Below are 23,129 nucleotides of genomic sequence, written 5' to 3' on the forward strand. Positions count from 1 at the left end.
GACTTGACCTCGTCCTTGCTCGGCTTCGCGCTCGGGGCGGCGTTCGCGGCCTGGGCACTGACGGCTACGGCCGCTGCCGCCACGGTGGTGAGCACAGTCACGCGCGCACGGCTGGGTTGCTTGGGTCGACGGTGGGACGCCACGGAAGCGAGCTCCTTCTTCTGAGTGATCACCCGCTCGGAGGTTCGAGGCTCGACCCTAGTGACCTCATCGTGATGAATTCAAATCCTCGGGCCGAAAATCCCACCACTCGCTTCATTCTTTGCCCATAACTCACCAGCAGTGAGGACCACTTGACCCTGCGTCGCGTGACGCATCCGGTCAATTCGGGAATGGCTCCCGTATGTTGTGTATGTTGCGCTTGAGGCTTACGTGGCCCTACGTCCGGTTTCAGCCGCGCGAGAGCCGCTTCAGCAGCACCACCGAGGCCACCGGCCGCGCCCCCGCCTTCGCGATCCCGTCGGCGACCTCGCGGTCGGTCGAGGCGACGATCACCGGACGGCCGGGCGGTTCGGCCCGCACCAGCTGACGGATCAGCTCGTCCGCGGTGACCCCCGGCTTGGAGAACAGCACCCGCACACCGCGCGGCGGCGCGAGGAGCACCGGCGCGACCAGCTCGGCCCCGTCGAAGACACAGGTGACCTCGGCGCCGGTCTGCGCGGCGAGCTGTGACAGCTGCCCCAGCAGCCTCAGCCGCTGCTTCTCCAGCGGCATCTGCGGATAGCCGGTCTTGGTCACGTTGTAGCCGTCGACGACCAGATGGGCCTGCGGCAGCGCGAGCAACTGGTCGAGGATCGCCGGGTCGTGCTCGGACAGCGCGCGGGTGGCGATGTCCTTGGGGGTCATCCGGCCCGGCTCGACCGCGTCCACGGTCTCCGCCGGCCGCACCGACACCGGCGGCAGCGCCAGCTCCCGGCGCAGCCCCTGGGCCGCGTCGAGGACGGTGTCCAGCAGCAGCCGCACCCGCATGTCCTCCACGCTGCGCCCCTCGCGGGCCGCCCTGCGGGCCGCCTCCAGCGCGGCCTCCGCCTCCCCCAGACGCGACTTGAGCCGCCGGGCCTCGCTCTCGGCGGCCGACACCTGCGCCTGCCCCTCGGCCCGCACGGCCTCGATGTCGTCCCGTACTTTGCGCAGCGCGGCCTCACCGCGCTTGACGTCGCTGTGCGCGGCCCGCAGCTTGCGGTGCAGCGACTCGGCCTCTTTCCTGGCGGCGTCCAGCTCGGCCCGCAGCCGCTCGGTGTCGGCGCGGGTCTGCTCGCGGGCCGCCGCCAGCTCGGCGCGCAGCCGCTCCAGTTCGGCGCGGCTCTCCTCGTCGGCGCGCTCGGCGTCCGCCCGCTGGGCCTCCTCACCCGCGGCGGCGACCAGCTTCACCCAGCCCGGCGGGCGGAGTACGTAGGCCGCGGCCGCCACGTCGAGCGGATCCGCGGCCGGGGGCGGCGAGCCGGAGTCGAGGGCGCCCGACAGCTCCGGCTGGTCCTCTTTGAACTTCTCGCCGATGCGCTGGCGGAACAGCGGATCGGTCTCCAGCGCGGACGCCATCGCGTTGCCCGCGAACTTCGCCCGGCGACTCGGGGTGAACCGGGCGTACTGCCGCAGCTGCGCGGGCAGCTCGGCGAACGTCAGCGCTCCGAAGGCGTCCGAGACGATCTGGACGACCCGGCGGCGCACTCCGTCGGGCAGGGGACGGTCGAGCACCTCGGCGGCGCCGTCGCCCGGCCCCCCGCCTTGTGTCTCCACCATCCGTCACCCCAATGCCTCAATGCCTCGATGCCTCTGTGCTTCGCGGACCCCCGCGGGGGTCGCCTGTGCGGGCCCGCTCCGCTCAGGAGCCGGCGCCCGGCCTGTCCACGAGTTCCACCTGGTCCACGGCGTTGCACCAGCGGCAGCGCACCGACTCGATCGTCTCACTGACCACCTCGCGCTCCTCGACCTGCGGCTCTCCCGCCAGGTCGAGGTGGACGTACTCGACGACCTTCGACGAGCGGGTCACGTCGAAGCGGGTGAGGTTGCCGCACAGGGTGCAGCGCCACCGGGTCGTGGCGGTCGGCAGGGGAACCGTCATCGTGACTGTTCGCTTCCTTCTGTGTCCGTGACGCGCCAGATTCCCTGGGCGTGTGGCACGTAACCCTACGGCCTGGCGGCTACTCGGCGCCGGTCCGTCCACGGCGGCGAGGCGGTCTGTGCGGTTGCGTCCGGTTGCGCCATGCTCTGTGCACATGATCGGCAACAGGTTCACGGTGGCCGCCCGGACGATCAGGGCGGCCAGGGCGGTACGGAGCATGCAGGCGCCGGTGACGTGCGCCCTGATCGTCCTGTGCTGTCTGATCTTCGTGGCCGGCCCGGCGGCGGGCCTCATTCCCTCCTACGGCACGGGGGACGCGCTGCTGCTCGCCCAGCGGGCCTACTTCCGGCGGTGGGGCGTGATCCCCGCCGATTTGTTCACCGGCTCGCTCCGGGCCGCCCTCACCCCCGCGACGGCCCTGTTCGTGCACGGCAGCTGGGTGCACCTGCTCGGCAACATGCTCTTCCTCTACGTCTTCGGGGCGATGACCGAGGAGCGCATGGGCCGCGTCCGGTTCACGCTGTTCTACGTCGGCTGCGGCTACCTGGCCCTGGTGGGCTACGCGGTCGCCAACGCCGACTCCGGACAGAGCCTGGTGGGGGCCTCGGGCGCGATCTCGGCGGTCCTCGGCGCGTTTCTCTACCTGTTCCCCAGCGCCCGGGTGACCAGTCTCTTCCCGTTCCTGTTCTTCCTGCCGCTGCGCTTTCCCGCGTGGGTGGTGCTGCCCTTCTGGGCGGCCCTCCAGTGGCTGGCCGCCGGCCGCGCCACCGAGGGACCGCAGGTCGCCTACCTGGCCCACGTGGTGGGCTTCGCCCTGGGCTTCGCCTGCGCGTGGGCCTGGTTCGGCCGGAAGACTAGAGTGAAGGCCGCCCCTGCTCCGGCCCCCAAGGGAGAGAACCAGCCGTGATCACCGCGATCGTCCTCATCAAGACCAGCGTGGACCGGATTCCCGAGATCGCCGAGCAGATCGCCTCACTGGACTCGGTCAGCGAGGTCTTCTCCGTCACCGGCACCTACGACCTGATCGCCATGGTCCGGGTGCGGCAGCACGAGGACCTGGCGGAGGTCATCCCGGGGCGGATCAGCAAGATCCCGGGCGTCGAGGGGACGGACACGCACGTGGCCTTCCGCACCTACTCGCAGCACGACCTGGAGGCCGCGTTCGCCATCGGGCTGGACTCCTGACCGCCCCGGGCTCCTGAGCGCACGGATCACACCGCGGGCACGCAGCGGCCGTCCTCCGTGCGGTACGTCCACTTCGCGCCGTCCCTGACCAGCTCCCGCACCGCCGCCACGAAGCGGTCCACGTGCTCGTCGGGCGTGCCCGCGCCGAAGCTCACGCGGATGGCGTTGAGGGACTTCTCGCCCGGGGCGGCCTCGGGCGCGCCGCACTCGCCCTGGCTCTGCGGATCGCCGCCCAGCAGGGTGCGGACCAGGGGGTGGGCGCAGAAGAGGCCGTCGCGGACGCCGATGCCGTACTCGGCGGAGAGGGCGGCGGCGAAGTGGGAGCTGTTCCAGCCCGCCACGACGAAGGAGATCACGCCGACCCGCGGGGCGTCGTCGCCGAACAGGGACAGCACCCTGACCTCGGGCACCTCGGCGAGACCCGCCCGCACCTTGCGGATCAGGTACCGCTCGCGCGCGACGAGGTCGTCGAAGCCGGCCTCCGTCAGCGCCGTGCAGGCCGAGGCCACGGCGTAGGCGCCGATGACGTTCGGGGAGCCGGCCTCGTGGCGGGCGGCCGACTCGTGCCAGCTCACGTCCACGGACCCGTCGGCGCGCCGCGCCACCGTACGGCTCGCCCCGCCGCCCGCGAGGTACGGCTCGGCCTCACGCAGCCAGTCGGCGCGGCCGGCCAGGACGCCGGAGCCGAAGGGGGCGTACAGCTTGTGGCCGGAGAAGGCGACCCAGTCGACGTCGAGGTCGCGGACGGACACCGGGTGGTGCGGGGCGAGCTGGGCGGCGTCCAGGACGATCCGGGCGCCGTGCGCGTGGGCGGCGGCGGCCAGCTCCCGTACGGGCCACAGCTCGCCGGTGACGTTGGAGGCTCCGGTGACGCACACCAGGGCCGGGCCCTGGGGGTCGCGGCCGGCGAGGGCCCGCTCCAGGGTCGCCACGGCCCGCTCCGGGGTGCGCGGGGCGTCGAGGCAGGTCACCCGCGCGTCCCGCCACGGCAGCAGCGAGGCGTGGTGCTCGGTCTCGAAGACGAAGACCTGGCAGTCCGCGGGCAGCGCGCGGGCGAGCAGATTGAGGGAGTCGGTGGTGGACCGGGTGAAGACCACCTGGTCCTCCGCACGGCAGTCCAGGAACTCCGCGACCGTCTTCCGGGCGTTCTCGAACAGGTCGGTGGAGAGCTGGGAGAGGTAGCCGGCGCCGCGGTGGACGCTGCCGTAGTAGGGCGCGTACGCCGCCACGTCGTCCCAGACGCGCTGGAGGGCGGGCGCGCTGGCCGCGTAGTCGAGCGCCGCGTAGGTGACCTCCCCGCCGGTGACGAGCGGAACGGTGACGTCCCGGCCCAGCACGGGCAGCGGGGCACAGACGGACTGGTCGGCGGCGACGGTGGAGACGGTGGAGACGGTGGAGACGGACATGGGTGAACTCCCGTGAAAGCAGGCGGAATCACCACGCGAGCAGACACGGCTCGAGCGTGGGGAAGGGTGAAGGGGGAAAGCGCGGTGGCGGGGCTCTGCGGCCTCGGGGGCGACAGGCCCTAGCGCATTCGCTTGCTCACGGAAGGCTCCCTCGTCGACCAGGACCCCTGGACTGTGTCCACTCGAAGGAGTGCGAGGGGTCCGCGCTTGCCGTAGGCCTCGCTGCCTACGGCCTGGTCTTCACCCGGGGCACCCCGCCACGGACGGAGGGTTGCCGGACAGCCGGCCGGGGCCACATGGCTGTCACTCATGACCTGGTTCAGCATCCTGCCACACGATCTTCCACGCGCAAGGCGCAGTCCGGATCGTGGACTGCGCCGTGCGACGGAAGGGCCGGGTCTCAGGCGTTGCTGACGGCCACCCAGCGCTCCAGCGTGCGCTTGGCGGACCCGGAGTCGATCGACTCCGCCGCACGGTCCATACCGGTACGGATCTGTTCGGCGAGGGTGCCCGGGCCCGGCCTCAGGGCCACCAGCGCCGCCGCGGAGTTCAGCAGGACGGCGTCCCGTACGGGCCCCTTCTCTCCGTCCAGCACGCGCCGGGCCACCTCGGCGTTGTACGAGGCGTCACCGCCCCGCAGCGCCTCCACGGGCACCAGTTCGATGCCGACGTCCCGCGGGTCGAAGCGCTCCTGGGTCACCCTGCCGTCCCGGACGATCCAGACCTGGGAGGTGGCGGTCGTGGTGAGCTCGTCGAGGCCGTCGTCGCCCCGGAAGACCAGGGAGGAGTGGCCGCGCTCGGCGAAGACGCCTGCGACCACCGGTGCCATGCGCGGGTCCGCCACCCCGACGGCCTGGGCCCGCACCCTGGCCGGGTTGGTCAGCGGGCCGAGCACGTTGAAGACCGTGCGGATGGCCAACTGGCCGCGGGCGGCGCCCGCGTGGCGCAGCGCCGGATGGAACTTGATCGCGAAGCAGAAGGTGATTCCGGCCTCCTGCGCGACCTCGGCCACCCGCCGCGGCGTCAGTTCCAGATTGACGCCGAGCTTCTCCAGCACGTCGGAGGCCCCGGAGGCGGAGGACGCGGCCCGGTTGCCGTGCTTGACGACACTGGCGCCGGTGCCGGCCACGACGATCGAGGACATGGTGGAGATGTTCACCGTCTTGGCGCCGTCGCCGCCGGTGCCGACGATGTCGACGGTCGCGCCGGGCACCTCGATCACATTGGCGTGCTCGTACATCGTCCGGACCAGGCCGGTGATCTCCTCCACCGTCTCGCCCTTGGCCCGCAGGGCCACCACGAACCCGGCGATCTGCGCGTCGGTCGCCTCGCCGCGCATGATCAGGTCCATCGCCCAGGCGGTCTCGTCGGCGGTGAGGTTCCGGCCGTCCAGCAGGCCGTTCAGCAGGGCGGGCCAGGAGCGGCCCGCCGCGGTGTTGCCTCCAGCGGGGGTCACAGCGTTCATATGCCGCTCCTGGGTCGGTGTCCCGTACGGCGGGACGCGAATCTCGAACAGGTCCACCCTATCCAGCCCCGGACACCGCGAAGGGCCCCGTCCGGGGATCGGACGGGGCCCTTCGACCGTGGCGTGGCGACGCTCAGCGGTCAGTGATCAGTGGTGGCCGTGGCCGCTCGTGATCTCCCTGTACTCCTCGACGGTCGGCTTCGGGATCTGGTTGTCCTCGCCGTAGTACGCGTTGCTGAGCTTGGCGCGCAGCTTCTGCGAGCCCTTGATCTTGCGCTCGACGCCGTTCTCGTCGACCGCCGGGCCGATCTCGGCCGGCTCGTACTGGTCGTGCGCCGTGAGCGTGTAGAGCTGCTCCTGGCTGAGCGGCTCGTGGACCTCGATGAACTCACCGTGCGGCAGGCGCTTGATGATGCCGGTCTCGCGACCGTGCAGCACCTTCTCCTTGTCGCGGCGCTGGAGGCCGAGGCAGATCCGCTTGGTGACGACGAACGCGATGACCGGTCCGACGAAGAAGCCGATCCGGACGAACCAGGTGACCGCGTTGATCGACAGGTGGAAGTGCGTGGCCCACAGGTCGTTGCCGCCGCCGACCAGCGTGATCATGTACATCGTGATCCAGGCGACACCGAACGCGGTACGCGTCGGGGCGTTGCGCGGGCGGTCCAGGATGTGGTGCTCGCGCTTGTCGCCGGTGATCCAGGACTCGATGAACGGGTAGGCCGCCAGCGCCGCCAGGACCAGGCCGAAGAGGACCAGCGGGATGAACACGCCCAGGACGAGCGTGTGGCCCCAGAAGTTGACCTCCCAGCCCGGCATGAAGCGGACCAGACCCTCGGCGAAGCCCATGTACCAGTCCGGCTGGGCGCCGGTGGACACCTGGTCCGGACGGTACGGGCCGATCACCCAGATCGCGTTGATCTCCACGATCGCCGCGATGATCGCGAGGACACCGAAGACCAGGAAGAAGAAGCCGCCGGCCTTGGCCATGTACACCGGCAGCAGCGGCATGCCGACGACGTTCTTGTTGCTCTTGCCGGGACCCGCGAACTGCGTGTGCTTGTGGTAGAAGACCAGGATCAGGTGGGCCACCACCAGGCCCAGCATGATGCCGGGCAGCAGCAGGATGTGGATCGAGTAGAACCGCGCCACGAAGTCGTGACCGGGGAACTCGCCGCCGAAGAGGAAGTACGAGATGTACGTGCCGACGATCGGCATGGACAGGATCGCACCCTCGGTGAAGCGGACACCGGTGCCGGAGAGCAGGTCGTCCGGGAGCGAGTAACCGGTGAAACCGGTGAACATGCCCAGGGCGAACAGCAGGAAGCCGAACAGCCAGTTGATCTCACGCGGCTTGCGGAACGCGCCGGTGAAGAACACGCGCATCATGTGCACGAACATGCCGGCCAGGAAGATCAACGCGGCCCAGTGGTGGATCTGCCGGATGAGCAGACCACCGCGCACCTCGAAGGAGATGTGCATGGTCGAGTTGAACGCCTCGCTCACCAGCTGACCCTGCAGCGGGACGTACGAGCCGTTGTACACCACCTCGTTCATCGAGGGGTGGAAGAACAGCGTCAGGTACACACCCGTGAGGATGATGATGATGAAGCTGTAGAGGCAGACCTCGCCCAACATGAACGACCAGTGGTCGGGGAAGATCTTGCGCATGTTGGCCTTGGCCAGGGAGTAGATCCCGAGCCGGCCGTCGGCCCAGTCGGCGAGCCTCTCGCCGGCCGGTGCCTGCCCGCGAGAGCGGGACTCGTTGGCTGCTGATGTACTCATCCGCGCTCCCAGAATGCAGGACCGACGGGCTCCGCGAAGTCGCCGAGCGCCTGGAGGTAACCCTCGCTGTCCACGCCGATGCGCAGCTGCGGCAGAGCGTGGCCGGCGGGGCCGAAGATCACTCGGGCACCGTCGGAGAGGTCGAAGGTGGACTGGTGGCACGGGCACAGGGCGTGGTGCGTCTGCTGCTCGTACAGGGAGATCGGGCAACCCACGTGGGTGCAGATCTTCGAGAAGGCGACGATGCCCTCGTGGCCCCAGTCGAGTTCGCGCTTGTCCTTGATGTCGGCCGGCTCGAGCCGGATGATCATCAGGGCCGCCTTGGCGATCTCGTTGGAGAAGTCCTCGTCCGTCTCCTTCATCCCGTCCGGCATCGCGAAGGTGAGCGAGCCGACCGAGACGTCCTCGGGACGCAGCGGCAGGTTGGTGTTCATGTTGACGAGGCGCTTGCCCTTGGCCCACAGCGTGTGGCGCAGGCTGGTCCCGGGCAGCGGGCCCAGGTCGCGCAGCAGCATGACCCCGGACAGCGGCACCAGCGTGAGCGCGCCGAGCATCGTGTTGCGGATCAGCTTGCGACGGCCGATCGCCGATTCCTTGGCGCCCTGCTTGAAGTCCGCGTGGACCTTCGCACGGACCTCGGGGGGCGCCTCGATCGGGTGACGCTCGTCGGCGACCTCGACGTCGGACATCAGGGTGCGGGCCCAGTGGACCGCACCGGCGCCGATCGCGAACAGCGCCACGCCCAGCGTCAGGCCCAGCGCGAAGTTCAGCGCGTTGATGTGCCCGAGCGGGAAGACGAAGATCGACTTGTCGTGCGGGATCGTCACGTACGAGGCGATGAAGCCGATGGTGGCCAGCATCGACACCGTGAACATCAGGGCGACGCTGCGCTCGGACCGCCTGGCGGCCCGCTCGTCGATGTCCTGGATCCGGTGCTCGTGGGGCGGCAGTCCCGGGTCGGCGAACGGGGTCCGCTCGTCCGCCACGGAGACCGCGCCGCGCCCGTGCTCGTGGGCTGCCTGCGCTGCGGGCAGGTTCTCTTCAGGAATGTCTTGGCTACTCATGACTTCTTGGCCTTTGCGGTCCGAGCGGCGACCCAGACGGCGACCGCGACAAGGGCACCCAGCCCGAAGATCCAGGCGAACAGACCTTCGGTGACCGGTCCGAGGCCACCCAGGTCCATACCGCCCGGAGTCGTGGTCTCGTCACCGTTGACCGCGTCGAGGTACGCGATGACGTCCTTCTTGTTCTTCTCCGTCAGCAGCGTGTCGGGGAAGGCAGGCATGTTCTGCGGGCCGGTCTGCATGGCCTCGTAGATGTGCTTGTTGCTCACACCCGTGAGGTCAGGGGCGTACTTGCCGTGCGTCAGCGCACCGCCCTTGCCGGTGAAGTTGTGGCACTGGGCGCAGTTGGTGCGGAACAGCTCACCGCCCTTGGCGGCATCCGCGCCCTCGGGGCTGTACTGGTTCTTCGTCGGCACGTTGGGACCGGCACCCAGGGACGCGATGTACGCGGCGAGCTGGTCGATCTCGGCCTGGTTGTAGATGACCTTCTTGCGCGGGATCTGCGCGCCCGGCTGCTGGGCCGGCATACGGCCGGTGCCCACCTGGAAGTCGACCGCCGCCGCGCCCACACCCACCAGGCTGGGACCGTCAGTGGTGCCCTGCCCACCGGTGCCGTGGCAGCTGGCGCAGCCGACCAGATAGAGCTTCCTGCCCTCCTCGATGGTGAGGGACTGGGCGGTGTCCTCGGCCTTCGCCTTGCTCGCGGGCGCGAACGCGGTGTACAGCCCCCCAGTGGCCGCCAGCGCGAAGAGTAGGACGACGACCGCCGCCAGCGGATGGCGTCGTCGTGCGGAGAGCTTTTTCACGGATTACCCCGGTGTCAGGATCTTCTGCGTCGATGCTTTGCGGACTTGGATCGGTTCGTCGGCTACTTGATCAGGTAGATCGTGGCGAAGAGTCCGATCCAGACGACATCGACGAAGTGCCAGTAGTAGGACACGACGATGGCCGCGGTCGCCTGCTCGTGAGTGAACCTCCGGGCCGCGTAGGTACGGCCGAGGACCAGCAGGAAGGCGATGAGACCGCCCGTCACGTGCAGCCCGTGGAAGCCGGTGGTCAGGTAGAACACCGAGCCGTACGGGTCGGAGGACAGCGAGATGCCGTCCTTCTTCACCAGCTCGGTGTACTCGAAGATCTGACCGCCGATGAAGATCGCACCCATGATGAAGGTGACGATGAACCAGCCCCGGAGCTTCTTCACGTCACCGCGCTCGGCGGCGAAGACGCCGAGCTGGCAGGTGAGTGAGGAGAGCACCAGGATCGTGGTGTTCACCGACGAGAAGGGGACGTTGAGAGCGCCCGCCATCTCCTTCCAGTGCGCCGGACCCGTCACCGATCGCAGGGTGAAGTACATCGCGAAGAGGGCCGCGAAGAACATCAGCTCGGAACTCAGCCAGATGATGGTTCCGACGCTGGTGAGGTTCGGTCGGTTGACCGACGGGTGCGCGTGCCCGGTTTCTACTGTCGTTGCTGTCGCCACGCCGACATTATGTCGGTCGCTTATCCCGCCCTCACCCCGGGGGGTGCCGTTCGGAGTGTCCTGGGGGTGTGCTCTGCCCGAACGGCCCCTCGAAGGGCTGTTCCAACCGCTGTCTACCAGGAGTTGAAGGGGGTAGCATCCGCGCCATCGGTACCCGGAAGTTCCCGACAGTTCCCGACGGGGTTTTTCCCGACCAACGACGCGGAGGAACAATGCAGGCGACCGCCACGGTGCTGGTCTACAGCGACGACGCCAACACCCGGGAGCAGGTGCGGCTGGCGAGCGGCCGCCGGCCCGCTCCGGACGCCCCTCTGGTGGAGTTCCTGGAGTGCGCCACGCCCGCCGCGGTCCTCAAGGAGCTGGACCGGGGCGGCATCGACGTCTGCGTCCTGGACGGCGAGGCCGTGCCCATGGGCGGCATGGGGATGTGCCGGCAGATCAAGGACGAGGTCTTCAACTGCCCTCCGGTGCTGCTGCTCATCGGGCGGCCGCAGGACGCGTGGCTGGCCACGTGGAGCCGGGCGGACGCCGCGGTCACGCTTCCGGTGGAACCGGTGGAGTTCGCCGCCGCTCTGGCCTCCCTGCTGCGCAAGAAGGCGCTGAGCGGCGTCTGAGGCCCTTGAGCGGGGCCCGGCGGACGGGGCCCGCCCCTTTGCGGCCGCGGGCCGTCCGTGGCCGCCTCTGGGCCCTGCCGTCCCGCGTCTCACACGCTCTGCGGGGTCAGCCGCGCCTTGTTCGTCTGTGCCCCGGCGCCGTCGGCGTCGGCGGCGATGGCGCTGCCCTGGACCCACTTCTGCCAGGGCATGTTCCAGTCACCGAAGCCGTTGTCGAAGAGCTCCATGTTGTGGCCGGTCGAGTTGACGACCTGGACCAGGTCGCCCTCGTGGACGGTGTTGAAGAACCAGGAGGCGTTGGGGGTGCTCATGCCGGTGCAGCCGTGGCTGACGTTGGCCGCTCCCTGGGAGCCGACGGACCACGGGGCGGCGTGGACGTACTCGCCGCTCCAGGTCACGCGAGTGGCGTAGTACACCGGCAGGTCGTACGAATCGCTGGAGCCCGCGGCGATGCCGACGGTGGAGCTCTTCATCTGGACGTAGTACTGCTTGGCCAGGACGACCTTGATCCCGTTGCGGGTCGCGAAGCCGGGCTTGCCGGTGGTGATGGGGATCTCCTTGATCTTCTCGTCGTTCTTGTAGACCGTCATCAGGTGCTTGGCGGCGTCCGTGACCGCCACGATCCGGTCACCCGTGGTGATCTTCAGCGGCTTGGCCGCGCCGCCCCGCAGCTTGTCGCTGATCTTGACGTTCTCCAGGTTGCTGTGCGCCTCGACGGTGGCGTTGGCGGGCCAGTAGTCCTGCGGGCGGTAGTGGAGCTCCTTGTCGTTCACCCAGTACCAGGAGCCCTGCACGGCGGGCTTGGAGTCGACCCTGAGGGCGCGCTCGACGACGACCCGCTGGGCCTTGTCCTTGATGGGCTGGTCGAGTTCGGCCGTGATGGGCTGGCCGACGCCGTAGGTGCCCGCCTCCGGCCCGAACTTGACGTTCAGGAGCTGTTGGCCTTTGGGCTTGTTCGTATCGAACGTGAGGACCTTGCGGCCGGGCCTTCCGTCCTCGTCCTCGGTGCTCACCCGGACCGTGTAGTGGGCGCCCCCGGCGAGCGGTGAGGTGCTGTGCCAGCGGCTGCCGTCGGCGGCCAGCTCGCCGGAGACCTGGCGCCCCGTGGCATCCACGGCCGTGACGTCCGTGATGCGCCCGTCCTCGCCCTGAGCGGTGACTTCCAGGGGCTTGTCCGGGTCGGCCTTCTTCCCGGCTTCCGTGGGGCCGCTGAAGGAGATCTGGTCCGCAGCGTCGTACGGGGAGGCAGCCAGCGGATTGCCGTCCGAACCGCAAGCGGTGGCACTCGTGCCGAGGGCGGTGACCAGCAGGATCGCTCCCGCTCCGCGGGAAATCACAGTGGTGCTCATGGCACTCACGCTAGGTAGCTTCGTCACCTCCGGCACGGTGGCTCACCCGTTCGAGGGAATTTTCGAGGGAATAAGTCATCCAAAAGAGGGAGTCCGGACTCTCCAGGTGGAGAGTCCGGACTCCCTGGTGTTCAGCGATGCTCGGCGCGGGTTACTGGGTGCGGTTCTCGCCGCGGTAGTACTCGAAGACCCAGCCCCATACGGAGATCATGATGATCGGCGCCGCGAAGTACACGAGCCACCAGCCGACCGCGATGCCGAGGAAGGCCAGCGCGCCACCGATGCCGAGGCCGAGCGGCTGCCAGCTGTGCGGGCTGAAGAAGCCCAGCTCGCCGGCGTCGTCCGCGACATCGGCCTCCTTGTCGTCCTGGGCGCCCACGTCGACCCGCCGGGCCGTGAAGCCCAGGTAGAAGCCGATCATGATGGACAGACCGAAGGCCATGAAGAGCGCCGTCGCGCCGACCGCTTCCTTCGACCACACGCCGTAGACGATGGCGGTGATGAGCAGGAAGACGCTCAGCCACATGAACATCTTGCCCTGGATCTTCACTTGCCGGCCTCCTTGCCACCAGCGAGGGCCTTCTCACCGTGACCCGCGTTCTCGAGCTGGTCGAGCGCGGCGATCTCGGGGTGGTGCAGGTCGAACGCCGGGGATTCGCTGCGGATCCGCGGCAGGGTGAGGAAGTTGTGCCGCGGCGGCGGGCAGGAGGTCGCCCACTCCAGGGAGCGGCCGTAGCCCCACGGGTCGTCGACGCCGACCGGCTTGCCGTACTTGGCCGTCTTCCAGATGTTGTAGAAGAACGGCAGGATCGACAGGCCGAGCACGAACGAGAAGATCGTCGACAGCGTGTTCAGCGCGGTGAAGCCGTCGGCCGCCAGGTAGTCGGCGTACCGGCGCGGCATGCCCTCCACGCCCAGCCAGTGCTGGACCAGGAAGGTGCCGTGGAAGCCGATGAACAGCGTCCAGAAGGTGATCTTGCCGAGCCGCTCGTCGAGCATCTTGCCCGTGAACTTCGGCCACCAGAAGTGGAAGCCGGCGAACATCGCGAACACCACGGTGCCGAAGACGACGTAGTGGAAGTGCGCCACCACGAAGTACGAGTCCGAGATGTGGAAGTCCAGCGGCGGCGCGGCCAGGATCACACCGGTCAGACCACCGAAGACGAAGGTGATCAGGAAGCCGGTCGCCCACAGCATCGGCGTCTCGAAACTCAGTGAGCCCTTCCACATGGTGCCGACCCAGTTGAAGAACTTCACACCGGTCGGTACCGCGATCAGGAAGGTCATGAAGGAGAAGAACGGCAGGAGCACGCCACCGGTCACGTACATGTGGTGCGCCCACACCGTCACCGACAGACCGGCGATGGCGATCGTCGCGCCGATCAGGCCCATGTAGCCGAACATCGGCTTGCGGGCGAAGACCGGGATGATCTCACTGACGATGCCGAAGAACGGCAGCGCGATGATGTACACCTCGGGGTGCCCGAAGAACCAGAACAGGTGCTGCCACAGCAGCGCACCGCCGTTGGCCGCGTCGAAGACGTGGGCGCCGAACTTGCGGTCCGCCTCCAGCGCGAGCAGCGCGGCGGCCAGCACCGGGAAGGCCAGCAGGACCAGCACCGCGGTCAGCAGCACGTTCCACACGAAGATCGGCATGCGGAACATGGTCATGCCCGGCGCGCGCATGCAGATGATCGTGGTGATGAAGTTGACCGAGCCGAGGATCGTACCGAAACCGGACAGGGCCAGACCCATGATCCACATGTCGCCGCCGATGCCCGGCGAGTGCACCGCGTCGGACAGCGGGGCGTAGGCGAACCAGCCGAAGTCGGCCGCGCCCTGCGGGGTGAGGAAGCCGCCCACGGCGATCAGCGAGCCGAGCAGGTACAGCCAGTAGGCGAACATGTTCAGCCGCGGGAAGGCGACGTCCGGGGCGCCGATCTGCAGCGGCATGATCCAGTTCGCGAAACCGGCGAACAGCGGCGTCGCGAACATCAGCAGCATGATCGTGCCGTGCATCGTGAAAGCCTGGTTGAACTGCTCGTTCGACATGATCTGCATGCCCGGACGGGCGAGCTCGGCGCGCATGAGGAGCGCCATCACGCCGCCGATGCAGAAGAACGCGAACGACGTCGCCAGGTACAGCGTTCCGATCGTCTTGTGGTCGGTGGTCGTCAGCCACTTCACCGCGAGATTGCCCGGTTGCCTGCGCCGGACCGGCAGCTCGCTCTCGTAAGAGTCCTCAGCTGCCGCGGCACCCTGAGGTTCGTTGAGGATGCTCACAGCTTGTTCGTCTCCCGGTTCTTCTCGTGGCTCGTCTGCGCGATGCCTGCGGGAACGTAACCGGTCTGCCCCTTCTTGGCGAGGTCCTTGAGGTGCTGCTCATAGCGCTCGGGCGAGACGACCTTCACGTTGAACAGCATCCGGGAGTGGTCCTGGCCGCAGAGCTCGGCGCACTTGCCCCGGAAGGTGCCCTCCATGGTGGGGGTCACCTGGAAGGAGTTGGTGTGGCCGGGGATGACGTCCTGCTTCATCAGGAACGGCAGCACCCAGAACGAGTGGATGACGTCGCGCGAGGTGAGGATGAAGCGGACGGTCTTGCCCTTGGGCAGCCACATGGTCGGACCGGGGTTGCCGTTCTGCGGGTTCCGCGTGCCCGGAATGCCGTAGTCGTAGACACCGCCGGCGTTCGCCGGGAAGTCCGCCTTGAACCGGTCCGGAATCGCGTTCAGGTTCTTGTCGGTCTTCGCGTCGCCCGACGAACCGGCGACGGGCTCGACGTAGTTGAAGGCCCAGCTCCACTGGTAGCCGACGACGTTCACCGTGACGTCCGGCTTCTTGGAGATGTCCAGGAGCTTGGACTCGTCACGGGCCGTGAAGTAGAAGAGCACCGAGACGATGACGAGGGGGACCACCGTGTACAGCGCCTCGATGGGCATGTTGTACCGGGTCTGCGGAGGAACCTCCACCTTGGTGCGGCTGCGCCGGTGGAAGAAAGCACTCCACAGGATCAGACCCCACACCAGGCAGCCGACGGCGAGCGCGGCCGCCCAGGACCCCTGCCACAGCGAGAGGATCCGGGGAGCCTCTTCCGTGGTCGGGGTGGGCATACCCAGCCGGGGAAAGTCCTTGTATGTGCAACCGGTTGCGGTCGCCAGGACCAGGCCCGCAGTCAGTGCCTGCAGCAGCTTCCGCCGCATCGGGCGCCGCGGCGAGCGGTCGGAGCCGTTGGGACTCACGTAGCGCCTTCCCGAGAGTCTCGCCCGCGCTGTTCGGCTGCGGCCTTCTCGCTGGTCGGTCGCGGCCCCGCGTCGGGCAGGGGTTTGGATGTTTATGCGGACCAAACCCTACTGGACGCCTTCCGGCGGGTCGCGGGGAGGGTGCCATACGCGCCGCGGGTCAGCCCGAAGGGGTGGGATACCCCTGCGTGGGCCGGTTTGTGAGGGGGGCTCGGGGCGCCCGATGAGGCACGTATGCGCCCTTTGTCGCGGCTGCGGGCGGGTTGGGCTCTCGCGTGCCCGCGCGGCGAAGCCGCACCTCGGCGCTGTCCCGTGTCCCTTCGGAGCGCTTAGCGTTGACGTGTGGCCTACTTCGACGCTGCTTCCAGTGCTCCCCTTCATCCCGTCGCCCGGCAGGCTCTGCTGGCCGCCCTCGACGAGGGGTGGGCCGACCCCGCTCGTCTCTACCGGGAGGGCCGGCGGGCCCGGTTGCTGCTGGACGCGGCCCGGGAGGCGGCCGCGGAGGCGGTGGGGTGCCGGGCCGACGAGCTGACGTTCACCTCGTCCGGGACGCGGGCGGTGCACAGCGGGATCGCGGGGGCGCTGGCGGGCCGCCGCCGCGTCGGACGCCACCTGATCGTGTCAGAGGTCGAACACTCTTCGGTGCTCCATTCCGCCGAGGCGCACGAGGCGGACGGCGGGTCGGTCACACGGGTGCCGGTCGACCGGCAGGGCACGGTGGCCGTGGACTCGTACGAGGCGGCGCTTCGCGAGGACACCGCGCTGGCCTGTCTTCAGTCGGCCAACCACGAGGTGGGCACCGAGCAGCCGGTCGCCGAGGTGGCCGCGGTGTGCCGGGCAGCGGGTGTCCCGCTGCTGGTGGACGCGGCGCAGTCGCTGGGCTGGGGCCCGGTCGGCGGCGACTGGTCGCTGCTGACGGCGAGCGCCCACAAGTGGGGCGGGCCGTCCGGGACCGGGCTGCTCGTCGTGCGCAAGGGGGTGCGGTTCGCGCCGCGCGCGCCGGTGGACGAGCGGGAGTCGGGCCGGGCGGCCGGGTTCGAGAACATCCCGGCGATCGTGGCGGCGGCGGCCGCGCTGCGGGCGGTGCGGGCGGAGGCGGCCGAGGAGGCGGTACGGCTGCGGGAGTTGACGGAGCGGATCCGGGCGCGGGTGCCGCGGCTGGTGCCGGACGTGGAGGTCGTGGGCGACCCGGTCCGCCGGCTGCCCGGTGTCGTCACCTTCTCCTGTCTCTATGTCGACGGGGAGACATTGCTGCACGAGCTGGACCGCGAGGGCTTCTCCGTCTCCTCCGGTTCGTCCTGCACGAGCAGCACGCTGACGCCGAGCCATGTCCTCCGGGCGATGGGCGTGCTGAGCGAGGGCAACGTGCGGGTGTCGCTGCCGGCCGGGACGCCGGAGGAGGAGGTCGAGCGGTTCCTGGCCGTCCTGCCGGGTGTGGTGGCGGGGGTGCGGGAGAAGCTCGGGGCGCCGGCCGGGGCGGTACCGGCCGCCGTGCGGGAGGACGCGCTGGTCGTGGACGCCCTCGGCAGGCGCTGCCCGATCCCGGTGATCGAGCTGGCCAAGGTCTTCGGGAACGTACCGGTCGGCGGCACGGTGCGCGTCCTGTCCGACGACGAGGCGGCGCGGCTGGACATCCCGGCGTGGTGCGAGATGCGCGGGCAGGAGTACGTGGGTGAGGAGCCGGCGGACGAGGGTTCGGCCTACGTCGTCCGCCGGGTCTCCTAGGCTCCTCTGGGGTTCCGCCAGGGATCCGTGGGTTTCGCCGGGTGACTCTGGGTCCCTCTGGGGCCTTCTGGGGCCCTCAGGGTTCCGCCCGACGCTCCGTCAGGCTCAGGCGAGGTGGGCACGGACCTCGCGGGCCGCGTCGTCGCCGTAGGCCTTGGTGAAGCGCTCCATGAAGTGGGCGCGGCGCAGCTGGTACTCCTGGGTGCCCACGGTCTCGATCACCAGGGTGGCCAGCATGCAGCCGACCTGGGCGGCGCGCTCCAGGGAGACGCCCCAGGCGAGGCCGGAGAGGAACCCGGCGCGGAAGGCGTCACCCACGCCCGTCGGGTCGGCCTTGCGCTCCTCGTCCGGGCAGCCGACCTCGACCGGGTCCGCGCCGGCGCGCTCGATGCGCACGCCGCGCGAGCCGAGGGTGGTGACCCGGTGGCCGACCCGGGAGAGGATCTCGGCGTCGTCCCAGCCGGTCTTGGACTCGATGAGGCCCTTCTCGTACTCGTTGGAGAACAGGTACGTCGCCCCGTCCAGCAGTATCCGGATCTCGTCGCCGTTCATCCGGGCGATCTGCTGGGAGAAGTCGGCGGCGAACGGAATGGCGCGCGAGCGGCACTCCTCGGTGTGCCGGAGCATCGCCTCCGGGTCGTCCGCCCCGATCAGGACCAGGTCGAGACCGCCGACGCGGTCGGCGACGGTCTTGAGCTCGATGAGGCGGGCCTCGCTCATCGCGCCCGTGTAGAAGGAGCCGATCTGGTTGTGGTCGGCGTCGGTGGTGCACACGAACCGAGCGGTGTGCAGGGTCTCGGAGATACGGACCGAGGAGGTGTCGACGCCGTGCCGGTCCAGCCAGGCCCGGTACTCGCCGAAGTCCGGTCCGGCGGCTCCCACCAGGACCGGCCTGGTACCGAGCTGGCCCATGCCGAAGGCGATGTTGGCGCCGACCCCGCCGCGCCGGACGTCCAACTGGTCGACCAGGAAGGAGAGCGAGACCGTGTGCAGCTGATCCGCGACGAGCTGGTCGGCGAAGCGGCCGGGGAAGGTCATGAGGTGGTCGGTGGCGATGGAGCCGGTGACTGCGATGCGCACGGCGGGGATGCTCCTGGAGTCAGGGGGATTGACAGTTCACGCTACCCGCTCCGGCGTCCGGCGCCCACGCCGCCGCTCACCGGGCCGGGACCGCGTCCGGATATCCCCCACCAGGCCGCACCCGCCCGGGTCGCCGTTCCACTGTCCGGGTCGACCGGGCCGCCGTCCAACCGTCCGGGACGACCGGGCCGCCGCTCCACTGTCCGGGACGATGGGACCGCCGCTCCACCGTTCAGGACGACCGGGCCGCCGTCCAACCGTCCGGGACAACAGGGCCGCCGTCCAACTGTCCGGGACCCCGCCGGGTCGCCGTTCCCCGTCCGGAACCCCGCCGGCGTACGGACCGGGACCCGGCCGGCGTACGGACCGGGACCCGGCCGGCGTACGGACCGGGACCCGGCCGGCGTACGGACCGGGACCTGACCGGCGCAGGGACGGGACCCGACCGGCGTACGGAAGGGAACCGCGCGCTCCCCCGCCGCGTCCCATCGCTGTCCCCCTCCCGGGGGATGCGGGATACGACCCATCGGCCGCCGCTTTGTCAGGGTCCGGTCAGGGTCACGGGAACAGTACTTGCGCAGCCGAAGGAGCGATGCGGTGAACACCGAGCGACCCGACCACGACGACGAGTCCACGGGCACCGCCGAGGAAGTCCCGGACGAGGGGAAGACCTCGAAGCCGGAGGCTTCGGGTCCGGGGTCCCAGGCCGGATCCGGGCCCGGCGCCGGACGCGAGTCCGAGGACAAGGCCCGGCCCCACCCCGAGCCCGAGACCAGGTCAGAACCCAAAGCCCAGTCGCAGCCCGATGCCGAGGCCGAGGCCGGTTCCGAGTCGGCGAGTGGGGCCGGGGACGCGGTCACGCAGGCGTCGAAGGGCGCCAAGGAGGCCCACGGCTCGGATGGCGCGAAGGTCTCGGAGACCCCGCAGGGCCCGGGTGGCGCGCAAGCCCCGCAGGAGCCGGAGGGTTCGGTGGGCTCGGATGAGGGGTCGCAAGTCCCGGAGACCCCCGAGCCCCCGTACGTCCCGCACGTCCCGGAGGGGGCCGATGCCACGGAGACCCCGCAGGCCCCCGATGCCCCGAAGCCTTCGCGAGTTCCTGAGGTGCCGGATGTCACGGGAGCCTTGGAGCACGACGGCCACCCCGGTGGGAGGCGGGCCCGGGGGCGGCCGCCTGTGATGATCGCCTCCGTTGCCGCCGCCGTGCTGCTGGTGGGCGGCGGCGGGGTCGTGCTCGCCGCGGATCCCGGTGGGCATACGGACGGGGCGGCGGCGCCCGGTGGGCACGGGACCCCGCGGCCGCTGGTCCTCGACGGGTACTCCGCCCCGGGCGCCGGCGCCGGTGACGGCGGTACGAACGGAATCGCGCCCGGTGAGCCCAACCCCTACGGCACGACCTATCGGGTCACCGGGCCCCTGCCCGACGGACCCGGCTCCGCGCCGGTGTACCGGGCACGGGGCGAGGTCACCCAAGCCGAGGTGGCCAAGCTCGCCGGGGCACTCGGCGTCGACGGAACACCGGTGGCCGACGCCCAGGCGTGGCGGGTCGGGTCCGGCAAGGACGGTTCCGGGCCGGTCCTGCGCGTCGAACGGACCGCGCCGGGGTCCTGGACGTTCAGCCGGTACGCGCCGGGCACCGACGACTGCAAGGGCGCGCTGTGCGGGCACGACCCGGCGGCCCCGCCCGTCCACCCGGTGAGCGCGGCGGCGGCGCTGAAGGCGGCGGCCCCGGCGCTCAAGGCCCTGGGACAGGACGACGCCAAGGTGGACGCGGCCCAGATCATGGGCGACCAGCGGGTCGTCAACGCCGATCCGCTGGTCGGCGGACTGCCCACGTACGGCTGGACGACCGGCCTGAGCATCGGCCGGCAGGGCGAGGTGATCGGCGGCAGCGGTCAGCTGAAGGCGCCGGTGAAGGGCGACACCTACCCCGTGCTGAGCGCGCGCAGGACGCTGGACCTGATGAACACCGCCCCGCGGGCCGACCACCGCATGGGCATCGGCGGCTGCGCCAGTCCCGTACCGCACAAGGACCGTCTGGAGGCGCCCTGCGGAACGTCGGGCTCCGACCGGGACAGGGAGCCCCCCGTCCCGGAGAACGCCGTCACGATCGGCAAGGCGGTCTTCGGTCTGGCCGCGCACTCCTCCGGGGGGCAGCGGATGCTCGTCCCGTCCTGGCTGTTCGAGGTACAGGCACCGGCCGGGCAGGGCGCCCGCACCACGGTGACGTACCCGGCCGTCGCCCCCGAGTACCTGACCTCGTCGGCGCCGCCGTCCGGGCAGTCGAGTCCGGAGCCGAGGGGCTCGGACGGTGCCCGGGTCACGCGTGACGTGAAGGTGACGGGCTACCGCACCGAGGGCGAGGAGCTGACCGTCCGCTTCGAGGGCGGGGTGTGCGCCGACTACCGGGCGTCGGCGCGGGAGAGCGCCGGCCGGGTGACGGTCGCGGTGACCGAGACCGCGTGGTCGGACAAGGTCTGCATCCTGATCGCCAAGGTGTACCACCGCACCGTGCACCTGGACCGGCCGCTCGGCGACCGGAAGGTGGTCGGCACGGACGGGCAGGCGATCCCCCTGGAGCACCCGGGAGCACGGCTTCCGGGAGCGCCCTCGCTCGCCCGCTGACGTCTGCGGGGACCTGCGCGGATCTACCCGGACCTGCGCGGACCTGCGGGACAGGAAGAACAGGAAGGCGGCGGCCCCGTGGAAGGGGCCGCCGCCTTCTGTGTCCTACCGTGCCCGGATCAGCTGAAGGAGTCGCCGCAGGCGCAGGAACCGGTCGCGTTCGGGTTGTCGATCGTGAAGCCCTGCTTCTCGATCGTGTCCACGAAGTCGATGGTGGCGCCGCCCAGGTAGGGGGCGCTCATGCGGTCGGTGACGACCTTGACCCCGCCGAAGTCCTTCTCCACGTCGCCGTCGAGGGAACGCTCGTCGAAGAAGAGCTGGTAGCGCAGGCCGGAGCAGCCGCCGGGCTGGACGGCGACGCGCAGGGCGAGATCGTCACGGCCTTCCTGGTCGAGCAGGGCCTTGACCTTGGACGCGGCGGCGTCGGTCAGGATGATGCCGTCGGTGACGGTGGTGGTCTCGTCCGATACGGACATCTACATCTCTCCCGGGTTGTACGGAGACTGCTTGCCGACGAGTGCAACCGGCAAGGCCGCGGAATCATTCCGGGCCGGGCGCGTGCTTTTTCTCTGCTCCAGGCTCGTCCACTTCATGCTCGCACACGGGTGGGAAAGCGGACAGCGGCCCGTGGACGGGGTCGGGAGGGGCACGCCCGGGCCGGGGCCTGGTACCGGCCGGGTTCAGGCCGGTGCGGGCGGGCCGGGTGCCGGGATTCACGTCACATGGACACTATGACCATCGTCAAAGTGACGTGAACCAGCTATCATAGATAGCGTCAGTTCGACGAAAAGTAGAAAGGGTGCGTGTCGTGACCACCGCCCAGACCCAGGACCTCGACGTCCAGCCGACCCCGCTCGCCCTCCTGCTCCTCGGCCGCGAGGCCGACCCGAAGAGCGAGCGCGGCGTCGAGTGCCCCGGTGACCTGCCCGCCCCGTCCGACCCGGACCTGGTGGCACGGGCCCGCGCGGCCAAGGCGAAGCTCGGCAGCAAGGTCTTCGTGCTCGGCCACCACTACCAGCGCGACGAGGTCATCCAGTTCGCCGACGTCACGGGCGACTCCTTCAAGCTGGCCCGGGAGGCGGCCGCGCGCCCGGAGGCCGAGTACATCGTGTTCTGTGGTGTGCACTTCATGGCCGAGTCCGCGGACATCCTGACGTCCGACGAGCAGAAGGTCGTCCTGCCTGACCTGGCGGCCGGCTGCTCCATGGCCGACATGGCCACGGCCGAGCAGGTCGCCGAGTGCTGGGACGTGCTCACCGAGGCCGGGATCGCCGACCAGGTCGTCCCGGTGTCGTACATGAACTCCTCCGCCGACATCAAGGCCTTCACAGGCAAGCACGGCGGCACGATCTGTACGTCGTCGAACGCCAAGCGGGCGCTGGAGTGGGCCTTCCAGCAGGGCGAGAAGGTCCTGTTCCTGCCCGACCAGCACCTGGGCCGGAACACGGCCGTACGGGACATGGGCATGTCGCTGGACGACTGCGTCGTCTACAACCCGCACAAGCCGAACGGCGGACTGACCGCCGAGGAGCTGCGGGCGGCGACGATGATCCTGTGGCGGGGCCACTGCTCGGTGCACGGCCGCTTCAGCCTGGACTCGGTGAACGACGTCCGGGAGCGGATCCCCGAGGTGAACGTGCTGGTGCACCCCGAGTGCCGGCACGAGGTCGTGGCCGCGGCGGACTATGTCGGGTCGACCGAGTACATCATCAACAAGCTCGACGCCGCGCCGGCCGGCTCCAAGTGGGCCATCGGCACGGAGCTGAACCTGGTGCGCCGGCTGGCGAACCGTTACGCCTCCGAGGACAAGGAGATCGTCTTCCTCGACAAGACGGTCTGCTTCTGCTCCACGATGAACCGCATCGACCTGCCCCACCTGGTCTGGGCCCTGGAGTCCCTGGCCGAGGGCAACCTGGTCAACCGCATCCAGGTGGACAAGGAGACGGAAGGCCACGCCAAGCTCGCCCTGGAGCGCATGCTGGCGCTGCCGTAGCGGCTCCGGCCGCGCACGGCGGTTCGTACGGGAAAGGCCCGGTCCACGAGCGTGGACCGG

The 23,129-nt window shown here is 70.0% G+C and carries 20 protein-coding genes and 1 riboswitch; of the genes, 6 read left to right on the plus strand and 14 right to left on the minus strand.

Annotation, left to right across the window (positions count from 1 at the left end):
- Nucleotides 1–390: 390 nt before the first annotated feature.
- Nucleotides 391–1,740 carry an NYN domain-containing protein gene (locus tag ACWEK3_RS14265; protein ID WP_450547236.1) on the minus strand — a complete coding sequence of 450 codons (1,350 nt, stop codon included), beginning with the start codon at nucleotides 1,738–1,740 and terminating at the stop codon, nucleotides 391–393.
- Nucleotides 1,741–1,822: 82 nt separating this feature from the next.
- Entirely contained in the window at nucleotides 1,823–2,062 is a 240-nt protein-coding gene (locus tag ACWEK3_RS14270; RefSeq protein ID WP_100572306.1) for a hypothetical protein, read from the minus strand.
- 154 nt (nucleotides 2,063–2,216) lie between these two features.
- Between ACWEK3_RS14270 and ACWEK3_RS14275 the strand changes: the two genes are divergently transcribed.
- Nucleotides 2,217–2,969 (plus strand): rhomboid family intramembrane serine protease, encoded by a 753-nt coding sequence (locus ACWEK3_RS14275; protein ID WP_453249773.1) that lies wholly within the window; start codon nucleotides 2,217–2,219, stop codon nucleotides 2,967–2,969.
- Complete coding sequence (locus ACWEK3_RS14280; protein WP_100572304.1) at nucleotides 2,966–3,247, plus strand: Lrp/AsnC family transcriptional regulator; 282 nt, start codon at nucleotides 2,966–2,968, stop codon at nucleotides 3,245–3,247. The genes ACWEK3_RS14275 and ACWEK3_RS14280 overlap by 4 nt, the downstream gene beginning before the upstream one ends.
- Before the next feature lie 26 nt (nucleotides 3,248–3,273).
- Here ACWEK3_RS14280 and ACWEK3_RS14285 read toward each other — a convergent pair whose 3' ends face one another.
- From ACWEK3_RS14285 to ctaE, 6 genes are all read right to left on the minus strand, one after another.
- Nucleotides 3,274–4,653: an aminotransferase class V-fold PLP-dependent enzyme gene (locus tag ACWEK3_RS14285; protein ID WP_453249774.1), complete on the minus strand. Its 1,380-nt coding sequence runs from the start codon at nucleotides 4,651–4,653 to the stop codon at nucleotides 3,274–3,276.
- 198 nt (nucleotides 4,654–4,851) lie between these two features.
- Nucleotides 4,852–4,968, minus strand: a riboswitch (SAM riboswitch).
- Between the two features lie 85 nt (nucleotides 4,969–5,053).
- The gene (gene trpD / locus ACWEK3_RS14290) at nucleotides 5,054–6,118 is read right to left on the minus strand and encodes an anthranilate phosphoribosyltransferase (RefSeq protein WP_453249775.1); all 1,065 of its coding nucleotides are present in this window, start codon (nucleotides 6,116–6,118) and stop codon (nucleotides 5,054–5,056) included.
- A 147-nt stretch (nucleotides 6,119–6,265) separates the two neighbouring features.
- Nucleotides 6,266–7,903 (minus strand): cytochrome bc1 complex cytochrome b subunit, encoded by a 1,638-nt coding sequence (qcrB, locus tag ACWEK3_RS14295; RefSeq protein WP_390876490.1) that lies wholly within the window; start codon nucleotides 7,901–7,903, stop codon nucleotides 6,266–6,268.
- Entirely contained in the window at nucleotides 7,900–8,967 is a 1,068-nt protein-coding gene (gene qcrA / locus ACWEK3_RS14300) for a cytochrome bc1 complex Rieske iron-sulfur subunit (protein ID WP_450547232.1), read from the minus strand. The genes qcrB and qcrA overlap by 4 nt, the downstream gene beginning before the upstream one ends.
- A complete protein-coding gene (gene qcrC / locus ACWEK3_RS14305; RefSeq protein ID WP_390726483.1) occupies nucleotides 8,964–9,773 on the minus strand; it encodes a cytochrome bc1 complex diheme cytochrome c subunit in 810 nt (269 codons plus the stop codon). Before qcrC ends, qcrA begins: the two co-directional genes overlap by 4 nt.
- Before the next feature lie 62 nt (nucleotides 9,774–9,835).
- Entirely contained in the window at nucleotides 9,836–10,447 is a 612-nt protein-coding gene (gene ctaE, locus ACWEK3_RS14310; RefSeq protein WP_100572299.1) for an aa3-type cytochrome oxidase subunit III, read from the minus strand.
- 212 nt (nucleotides 10,448–10,659) lie between these two features.
- Between ctaE and ACWEK3_RS14315 the strand changes: the two genes are divergently transcribed.
- Entirely contained in the window at nucleotides 10,660–11,061 is a 402-nt protein-coding gene (locus tag ACWEK3_RS14315; protein WP_450547231.1) for a hypothetical protein, read from the plus strand.
- A gap of 89 nt (nucleotides 11,062–11,150) precedes the next feature.
- On the opposite strand, the gene ACWEK3_RS14320 is transcribed toward ACWEK3_RS14315, so the two are convergent.
- From ACWEK3_RS14320 to ctaC, 4 genes are all read right to left on the minus strand, one after another.
- Nucleotides 11,151–12,410 (minus strand): L,D-transpeptidase, encoded by a 1,260-nt coding sequence (locus ACWEK3_RS14320; protein ID WP_361409426.1) that lies wholly within the window; start codon nucleotides 12,408–12,410, stop codon nucleotides 11,151–11,153.
- A gap of 151 nt (nucleotides 12,411–12,561) precedes the next feature.
- Entirely contained in the window at nucleotides 12,562–12,960 is a 399-nt protein-coding gene (locus ACWEK3_RS14325) for a cytochrome c oxidase subunit 4 (RefSeq protein WP_141361606.1), read from the minus strand.
- Nucleotides 12,957–14,693: an aa3-type cytochrome oxidase subunit I gene (gene ctaD / locus ACWEK3_RS14330; RefSeq protein WP_384425125.1), complete on the minus strand. Its 1,737-nt coding sequence runs from the start codon at nucleotides 14,691–14,693 to the stop codon at nucleotides 12,957–12,959. The genes ACWEK3_RS14325 and ctaD overlap by 4 nt, the downstream gene beginning before the upstream one ends.
- On the minus strand, nucleotides 14,690–15,649 hold the full coding sequence (ctaC, locus tag ACWEK3_RS14335; RefSeq protein ID WP_365426626.1) for an aa3-type cytochrome oxidase subunit II: 960 nt from the start codon (nucleotides 15,647–15,649) through the stop codon (nucleotides 14,690–14,692). Before ctaC ends, ctaD begins: the two co-directional genes overlap by 4 nt.
- A gap of 342 nt (nucleotides 15,650–15,991) precedes the next feature.
- Between ctaC and ACWEK3_RS14340 the strand changes: the two genes are divergently transcribed.
- A complete protein-coding gene (locus ACWEK3_RS14340) occupies nucleotides 15,992–17,374 on the plus strand; it encodes an aminotransferase class V-fold PLP-dependent enzyme (RefSeq protein WP_453249776.1) in 1,383 nt (460 codons plus the stop codon).
- A gap of 105 nt (nucleotides 17,375–17,479) precedes the next feature.
- Here ACWEK3_RS14340 and ACWEK3_RS14345 read toward each other — a convergent pair whose 3' ends face one another.
- Nucleotides 17,480–18,454 carry a carbohydrate kinase family protein gene (locus tag ACWEK3_RS14345; RefSeq protein WP_141361600.1) on the minus strand — a complete coding sequence of 325 codons (975 nt, stop codon included), beginning with the start codon at nucleotides 18,452–18,454 and terminating at the stop codon, nucleotides 17,480–17,482.
- A 597-nt stretch (nucleotides 18,455–19,051) separates the two neighbouring features.
- Here ACWEK3_RS14345 and ACWEK3_RS14350 point away from each other — a divergent pair.
- The gene (locus ACWEK3_RS14350) at nucleotides 19,052–21,076 is read left to right on the plus strand and encodes a hypothetical protein (RefSeq protein WP_453249777.1); all 2,025 of its coding nucleotides are present in this window, start codon (nucleotides 19,052–19,054) and stop codon (nucleotides 21,074–21,076) included.
- A 119-nt stretch (nucleotides 21,077–21,195) separates the two neighbouring features.
- On the opposite strand, the gene ACWEK3_RS14355 is transcribed toward ACWEK3_RS14350, so the two are convergent.
- Nucleotides 21,196–21,552: a HesB/IscA family protein gene (locus ACWEK3_RS14355; protein WP_006135694.1), complete on the minus strand. Its 357-nt coding sequence runs from the start codon at nucleotides 21,550–21,552 to the stop codon at nucleotides 21,196–21,198.
- Nucleotides 21,553–21,875: 323 nt separating this feature from the next.
- Here ACWEK3_RS14355 and nadA point away from each other — a divergent pair, with 323 nt between their 5' ends.
- Complete coding sequence (gene nadA, locus ACWEK3_RS14360) at nucleotides 21,876–23,069, plus strand: quinolinate synthase NadA (protein ID WP_453249778.1); 1,194 nt, start codon at nucleotides 21,876–21,878, stop codon at nucleotides 23,067–23,069.
- The last annotated feature ends 60 nt before the right edge of the window (nucleotides 23,070–23,129 follow it).

Source organism: Streptomyces sp. NPDC004721, from assembly GCF_053601495.1.

Bases quoted from the DNA above. Each gene is read 5' to 3' on its own strand.
- ACWEK3_RS14265 (WP_450547236.1), bottom strand. From the start codon at position 1,740: ATGGTGGAGACACAAGGCGGGGGGCCGGGCGACGGCGCCGCCGAGGTG.
- ACWEK3_RS14270 (WP_100572306.1), bottom strand. From the start codon at position 2,062: ATGACGGTTCCCCTGCCGACCGCCACGACCCGGTGGCGCTGCACCCTG.
- ACWEK3_RS14275 (WP_453249773.1), top strand. From the start codon at position 2,217: ATGATCGGCAACAGGTTCACGGTGGCCGCCCGGACGATCAGGGCGGCC.
- ACWEK3_RS14285 (WP_453249774.1), bottom strand. From the start codon at position 4,653: ATGTCCGTCTCCACCGTCTCCACCGTCTCCACCGTCGCCGCCGACCAG.
- trpD (WP_453249775.1), bottom strand. From the start codon at position 6,118: ATGAACGCTGTGACCCCCGCTGGAGGCAACACCGCGGCGGGCCGCTCC.
- qcrB (WP_390876490.1), bottom strand. From the start codon at position 7,903: ATGAGTACATCAGCAGCCAACGAGTCCCGCTCTCGCGGGCAGGCACCG.
- qcrA (WP_450547232.1), bottom strand. From the start codon at position 8,967: ATGAGTAGCCAAGACATTCCTGAAGAGAACCTGCCCGCAGCGCAGGCA.
- ACWEK3_RS14315 (WP_450547231.1), top strand. From the start codon at position 10,660: ATGCAGGCGACCGCCACGGTGCTGGTCTACAGCGACGACGCCAACACC.
- ACWEK3_RS14320 (WP_361409426.1), bottom strand. From the start codon at position 12,410: ATGAGCACCACTGTGATTTCCCGCGGAGCGGGAGCGATCCTGCTGGTC.
- ACWEK3_RS14355 (WP_006135694.1), bottom strand. From the start codon at position 21,552: ATGTCCGTATCGGACGAGACCACCACCGTCACCGACGGCATCATCCTG.